At 51.8% G+C, this 5895-nt stretch carries 4 protein-coding genes; all 4 read right to left on the reverse strand.

The genetic code is table 11. The annotated features are described in order from the left end of the window. Positions 1-361: 361 nt before the first annotated feature. On the reverse strand, positions 362-1015 hold the full coding sequence (deoC, locus tag B2Y11_RS02400) for a deoxyribose-phosphate aldolase (protein ID WP_291055716.1): 654 nt from the start codon (positions 1013-1015) through the stop codon (positions 362-364). Between the two features lie 78 nt (positions 1016-1093). Next, positions 1094-2746: an ABC transporter permease gene (locus B2Y11_RS02405; protein WP_291055719.1), complete on the reverse strand. Its 1653-nt coding sequence runs from the start codon at positions 2744-2746 to the stop codon at positions 1094-1096. After that, positions 2743-3846 carry an ABC transporter ATP-binding protein gene (locus B2Y11_RS02410; protein WP_291055722.1) on the reverse strand — a complete coding sequence of 368 codons (1104 nt, stop codon included), beginning with the start codon at positions 3844-3846 and terminating at the stop codon, positions 2743-2745. The genes B2Y11_RS02405 and B2Y11_RS02410 overlap by 4 nt, the downstream gene beginning before the upstream one ends. Positions 3847-3916: 70 nt before the next feature. Next, positions 3917-4972: an extracellular solute-binding protein gene (locus B2Y11_RS02415; RefSeq protein ID WP_291055725.1), complete on the reverse strand. Its 1056-nt coding sequence runs from the start codon at positions 4970-4972 to the stop codon at positions 3917-3919. Between the last annotated feature and the right edge of the window lie 923 nt (positions 4973-5895).

Raw genomic sequence — 5895 nt, forward strand, 5'->3', positions numbered from 1 at the left:
GCATTGCATAAAAATTCAAGAATAAAAGCAGACAGTGATTTAATCAGCGCTTCCTTAAGGAAGCGTTACGGTTTTGATTTTTGTGTCACCGGTGGTGCATGACGAAGTGCTTATTTTCCAGCCGACCACTTGTCATCCTGAGCGAAGCGAAGAATCTTGGTACATGCCGTATGGGGTTACATGTAAGTCAATGCCGGTGGCGGGAAGTCTGACGTCTGATGGTCTGATGTCTGACCGTCTGAGGTCTTCTTGCTTTCGGGAATACCGGTAAGCTGTCAGCGGTAAGCGGATAGCTGACAGCTGCTTCATTCAATGAAAAAGGCCCGTGAAAAAATCTGTTTTTCACGGGCTTTTTTCGTGGTTATATGCTCTTCCCCAGCAGTGCGAGAATGGCTCCGCTGGCGCCGATGCGGGAGGCACCGGCATTCAGGAAGTCTTCCATTTCCTTTCTGCTGTGGATGCCGCCGGCGGCTTTGATTTTCACGTTTTCCCCCACATATTTTTTAAAGAGTTTCACATCTTCCAAAGCGGCGCCGGCACTGCCAAAGCCGGTGGAGGTTTTGATATAGTCCGCTCCCCCTTCGGTGACTGCGCGGCAGGCGGCTATTTTTTCTTCTTCCGTGAGATAGCAGGTTTCCACGATGACCTTCAGGATATGGCTCCCCGCGGCTTTCTTCAGCGCTGCGATTTCATGGGTTACGTAGGACAGATTCCCCTCCTTCAGGGCGCCGATGTGGATGACCATGTCGATTTCATCGGCGCCGTCCCTGATGGCCGCTTCCGTCTCCGCCGCCTTGGCTTCTGTGGAACAGTTTCCCAAAGGAAATCCCACCACCGTGCAGATGGTCAAATGCGGAAACTCCTGCCGGATTTTCTTTACAAAGGAAGAGGGCACGCACACCGACGCCATGTGGTACCTTTCCGCTTCTTCGCATAATTTCCGAATATCCTGCCAGGTGGCGAAAGCTTTCAGCAGGGTGTGGTCTACATGGGCAAAGATGAAATCGTTGGTCATGGAAATGCTCCTTTCAGGAAAATATGTTTCTTCCTGCATTATAGCAGAAAAAGGCAGGGGATTCCTGCCTTTCCGGTTTCACAAGGACACATCACGCTTCCCTGTAAGTTTATAGAAGAGAAGCAGGGAAATGATGGAGGTCACTGTAAGGATGGTGGCATAGGCGGAAGCATTGCCGTAATTGCCGCGGATAACTTCCGTGTAAATGGATACGGTGAGGGTCTGGGTGGAGTTGGTGTAGAGAATGATGGACGATGACAGTTCGCTGATAATGGTGACCCAGCTCATAATGGCGCCGGAGAGGACGCCGGGAGCCATCATGGGGATGGTGATTTTCCGGAAGGTGGTCATTTCGGAGGCGCCCAAAGAGATGGCCGCTTCTTCAATGGAGGGGCTGATATTCCCAAGCACCGCCGTGGAAGACCGCACTGTATAGGGCATGCGGCGGATGGCGAAGGAAATAATCATAATCAGCATGGTGCCGGTTAAAATCAAGGGCGATTTGTTGAAGGCGAAAACGAAGGAAATACCAAGGACAGAGCCGGGGATAATGAAGGGGAACATGGTAATCACATCCAGGGCACTGTTCAGCGGATTCTTCTTCCGCACCGACAGATAGGCAATGAGCACGCCCAGCACAAGGACGATGCAGATGGCACAGAGGCCCAGGAAATAGGTGTGCCAGATGACATCACTGTCTTTGGCAAAGAGGGTGGCCTCATAGCTCTGCAGAGCAAAGCCGCCGGTAAACACCTGCCCTCCATTGGATGCCAGGAAGGAGGTGTAAATGACCACCGCCTGCGGCAGCACTGCCAGTCCCACTACCAGATAAATAACCGCATGGGCCAGAAGGTTCTTCATGCCCTTTGCCTTTTCCGCCGCCATGGGCTTCAGTGCATTCATGGCGTAGGTATTCCGGTTGGCCAGAAAGCGCTGTACAAAGAACATGACAATAGTAAGACCGATGACGATGCAGCAGATGGCTGCCGCGAATCCGTCATCGCCGCCTACCTCTCCCATGAACTGGTTGTAAATGAGCACCGGCAGCGTCTTATAGCCTTCACCGATAAGCATGGGCGTACCGAAGTCAGCAAACACCCGCATGAAAACAAGCATGGAGCTGGCCAGAAGCGTAGGCATGACCAGAGGGATGATAATCCGGCGAATCCGGCCTGCTTTGCCGCAGCCCAGGCTTTCCGCCGCCTCGTTCAATGAATTGTCCAGACTTTTCAATGCTCCCGATACATAGATGAACACCAGCGGGAAAGACTGAAGCGTGAAAACAAGGACGATGCCTGCAAAGCCATACACCCCGCCGAAATGGGTTCCCAGGAGATGATTCAGGAACTGGGTCACCACACCGTTTCTTCCCAGAAGCTGTATCCAGGCATAGGCGCCGATAAAGGGCGGTGAGAGATAGGCAATGACGATGAGTATATTAAGGAAACTGCTGCCCCTGATTTTCAGCCGTCCCATGAGGTAGGCCAGGGGGAGCCCCAGTGCCGCGGCCAGGGCCGTGGAAACCACTGTCACCTTCAGGGAGTTAATCATGGTGCCCCAGTAAAACTTCTTGGCAAAGAAATGGGCAAAATACTGGAGAGAAAAGGCGCCGGTATCGCCGGAAATGACACTCTTGTAAAGGATAAGGAAAAGAGGATAGAGAATGAAAAGAGCGAAGAATGCAAAAATCATGACACTGAACAGGTCCCAAAGGGTCAGTTTCTTCTTCATGACATTTCACCTTCAATCAGCGACGTGCCCGACGTCTTATGGAACACATTGATGAACCGGGGCTTCACCGTCAGCGTCACAGCGCTGCCGTCGGGGATGATATCATGGTCTTCCCTGGTTTCCAGCACCTCGATTCCTTTTCCGTTCTCCAGATGGATGAAATAGTGGGTGGTGAGTCCCAGGAAGATGGAGGACATGATTTCCCCGCGGATGCCTTCTTTACCACCCACATGGATATCAAATTCCTCTGGCCGCACAGAAATGATAACCGGCTCTTTATCTTCCGTATCTTTCGACAGATTTTCCATTTCCACTTCATAGGAAGTGCCGTCGAAGGACACCCTGCGGGATTTTCCGCTGCCATGAACTGCCCCGTCAAGGAGATTGGAGAGTCCGATAAAGGTAGAAACGAATACATTGGCCGGACGCTTGTAAATATCAGCGGGCTTTCCAATCTGCTGGATAATGCCGCCGTTCATGACGGCTATGCGGTCCGACACCGCCAGCGCCTCCTCCTGGTCATGGGTCACATACACCGTGGTAATGTCCACCTTCTTCTGTATCTGCTTGATGGCGCTCCTCATTTCAATGCGGAGCTTGGCATCCAGATTGGACAGCGGCTCATCCATCAAAAGCACCTCCGGCCTGATGACGATAGCCCGGGCCAGGGCCACCCGCTGCTGCTGTCCGCCGGAGAGAGCCACCGGCATGCGGTCCTTCAGATGGTCGATTTTCACCACCTTCAGCATATGGTCCACCCGTTCCTCGATTTCCTTTTCCGGCACCTTCCGCATGCGGAGGCCGAAGGCCACATTATCCTTCACCGACATATGGGGGAATATGGCATAGTTCTGGAAAACCATGCCCATATTCCTCTTGTCCGGTGACACATCGTTAATCACCCTCCCGCCTACGGATATGGTGCCTCCTTCAATGGAGTTGAAACCGATAATCATGCGGAGCAGCGTGGTCTTTCCGCAGCCCGACGGCCCCAGGAGGGTAAAGAATTCTCCCGGCCTCACCGACAGGGACAGCCCGTTAATCACCGTATTGCTGCCGTATTTCTTGACCACATGGTCAATATCAATGGATACACTCATAGATAGCTCCTTTATGAAAGAAAACAGGGCGCAGAGCCTGTCTGCACCCCATTTTCAGTCGATTTTTTAATTACTGACGTGAATTTTCCAGATGCTGGTTCCAAAGGGCCACAATTTCCTTCTTATGCTGTGCCACCCAGCCTTCATCATAATTCTTGAACAGATGAATCTGGTCCTGAGGCGTCATGTAATCAGCCAGCTTCACGCCCTTTCTGAGCGGCCGGACTGTCAGCGTCTTCCCTGCCTCCTCCTGGATTTTCTGGGAAAGCATGAAATCTACAAACTTCTTGGCGTTTTCCATGTGCTTGGCACCTTTGATGATTTCTACCGATTCTCCCGGGAAGATAGCCCCTTCCTTCGGGAACACCACCTTCACCGGTGCCCCGTTCTTCACATAGGTAGCTGCCGGATCCTCCCATGTAAGGCCTACGGTATATTCTCCATCGGCCGCCCCTTTATGCACGGCGCCGGAACTGTTCAGGAACTTGCCGTCCACGTTCTTGATGAAATTATCCACATAGGCCCAGGCCTCCGGAGACAGCGGGTCCCCGTCCTTTCCCTTGGCATAGAGCATGGCCATGAGGCTCTGGAATGCGGAAGAAGAGTTGGCCGGGTCGCCGAATGCAATCTTTCCTTTCAGCGCCGGATTCAGCAGGTCATCAAACCCCTCAATCTTCATATCCCCCGCCAGATTCGTGTTCACGATGAACACGGTGGGGTCTGCAAAGGCAGGCGTGAAATAGCCGGTCCTGTTCTTTGCGTTATCCAGCATATTGGCATCTTCCGGCGATACATATTTTTCAAAAAGGTCCTTCTGGGATTCCAGCATAGTCTGGTCTGCAGCCCAGAGCACATCCCCCTGGGGGTTGTCCTTTTCCGAAGCCACCCGCTTCACCAGCGGGCCCGTGCCTGCCACAATCATGTTCACCTTAATGCCCGTTTCCTTTTCAAAAGCAGGAATGACCAGATTATTCAGACTTTCACTGCGGGCCGTATAGACAGTGAGCACCTTGTCCCCTGCTGCCGCCTTGTCGTCCTTCTTACCGTCTCCGCCGCAGCCTGCAAAAACACCTGCTGCAATGGCCGCACATGCCAGTACGGCTGCCATCTTTTTCAAACCTTTCATTCTTTGTGCCTCCTTATGTCCGGAAACATGACAGATTCTCCATTTTTCACGTCAAAAAAGTGCACCCCAATCAGTACACCCTCTGTCCGGCTTTTGATTTCATTGTATCAACAGCATGATTAAATATCTAGATATCATAAGTATTCCGTATAGATTTCGTAAATTAGTATGCCAATTTGTAATATTTACGTAAATTCTATGCATTTATTGAAGTAATTTTCTTCATTTCCATGCAAAAACGGCATTCCTCTCACAAGAGAAATGCCGTTTCAAAAGAGCCGGGTGGTATCGCCCTTCGGGCGATGAGTATATAGCCGCCTTCGGCGGCCCGGAGTTCAGAGGGATCTCCCCCGTCTGATTGTCCCCCGCCTGTGGGGTGGCAAGCGAACACGAGTCACACCAGCAAACATATTTTGTAGGAGCAAAGCGACGCACAAAATATTGTGAGTCGGTGATAGTCGTGCTGTAGGGGAGCGCTAGCGACCTGAGAATCGTGTGAGACGCTTCCCATGGAGGAAGGTGGTGGCGCCAAAGGGGCCGCTGCGCGGTCCGGGTTCAGAAGGTTCAAAAGGTTCTAAGGGTTCAAAGGGTTCAAAGGGTTCTAAGGGTTGTGGTATCGCCCTATCGGGCGATGAGTATGAAGCCCCCGTTACGGGATGTCCCGCGGGCATAGTCATTCTGCCCCCCCAGGCGAGGAATCTTGGTAAAAATGATAAGTGAGGGAAAGACGGTAAATACCAGGAAAGGAACCGCGGCCTTTTGGGACCGGGCCGCAAAAATCCGGCAGCTGCTGTAAGGCAGTCTGCCGGATTTTTAATCCAAGGTTTCTAAGGAAGCGCTGATTAAATCGTTATCAGATTTCATTCTTGTGTTTTTATTCAATGCAAGGAATCAGTCGACGCGAATAGCGAGCTATTTAAGGA

The sequence above is a fragment of the Dialister sp. UBA1703 genome (assembly GCA_002320515.1).
In the GTDB taxonomy this organism is placed as follows: Bacteria; Bacillota; Negativicutes; order Veillonellales; family Dialisteraceae; genus Dialister.

Excerpts from the sequence above, each read along its gene's own strand:
- B2Y11_RS02405 (WP_291055719.1), bottom strand. The coding sequence starts at position 2,746 with ATGAAGAAGAAACTGACCCTTTGGGACCTGTTCAGTGTCATGATTTTT.
- deoC (WP_291055716.1), bottom strand. The coding sequence starts at position 1,015 with ATGACCAACGATTTCATCTTTGCCCATGTAGACCACACCCTGCTGAAA.
- B2Y11_RS02410 (WP_291055722.1), bottom strand. The coding sequence starts at position 3,846 with ATGAGTGTATCCATTGATATTGACCATGTGGTCAAGAAATACGGCAGC.
- B2Y11_RS02415 (WP_291055725.1), bottom strand. The coding sequence starts at position 4,972 with ATGAAAGGTTTGAAAAAGATGGCAGCCGTACTGGCATGTGCGGCCATT.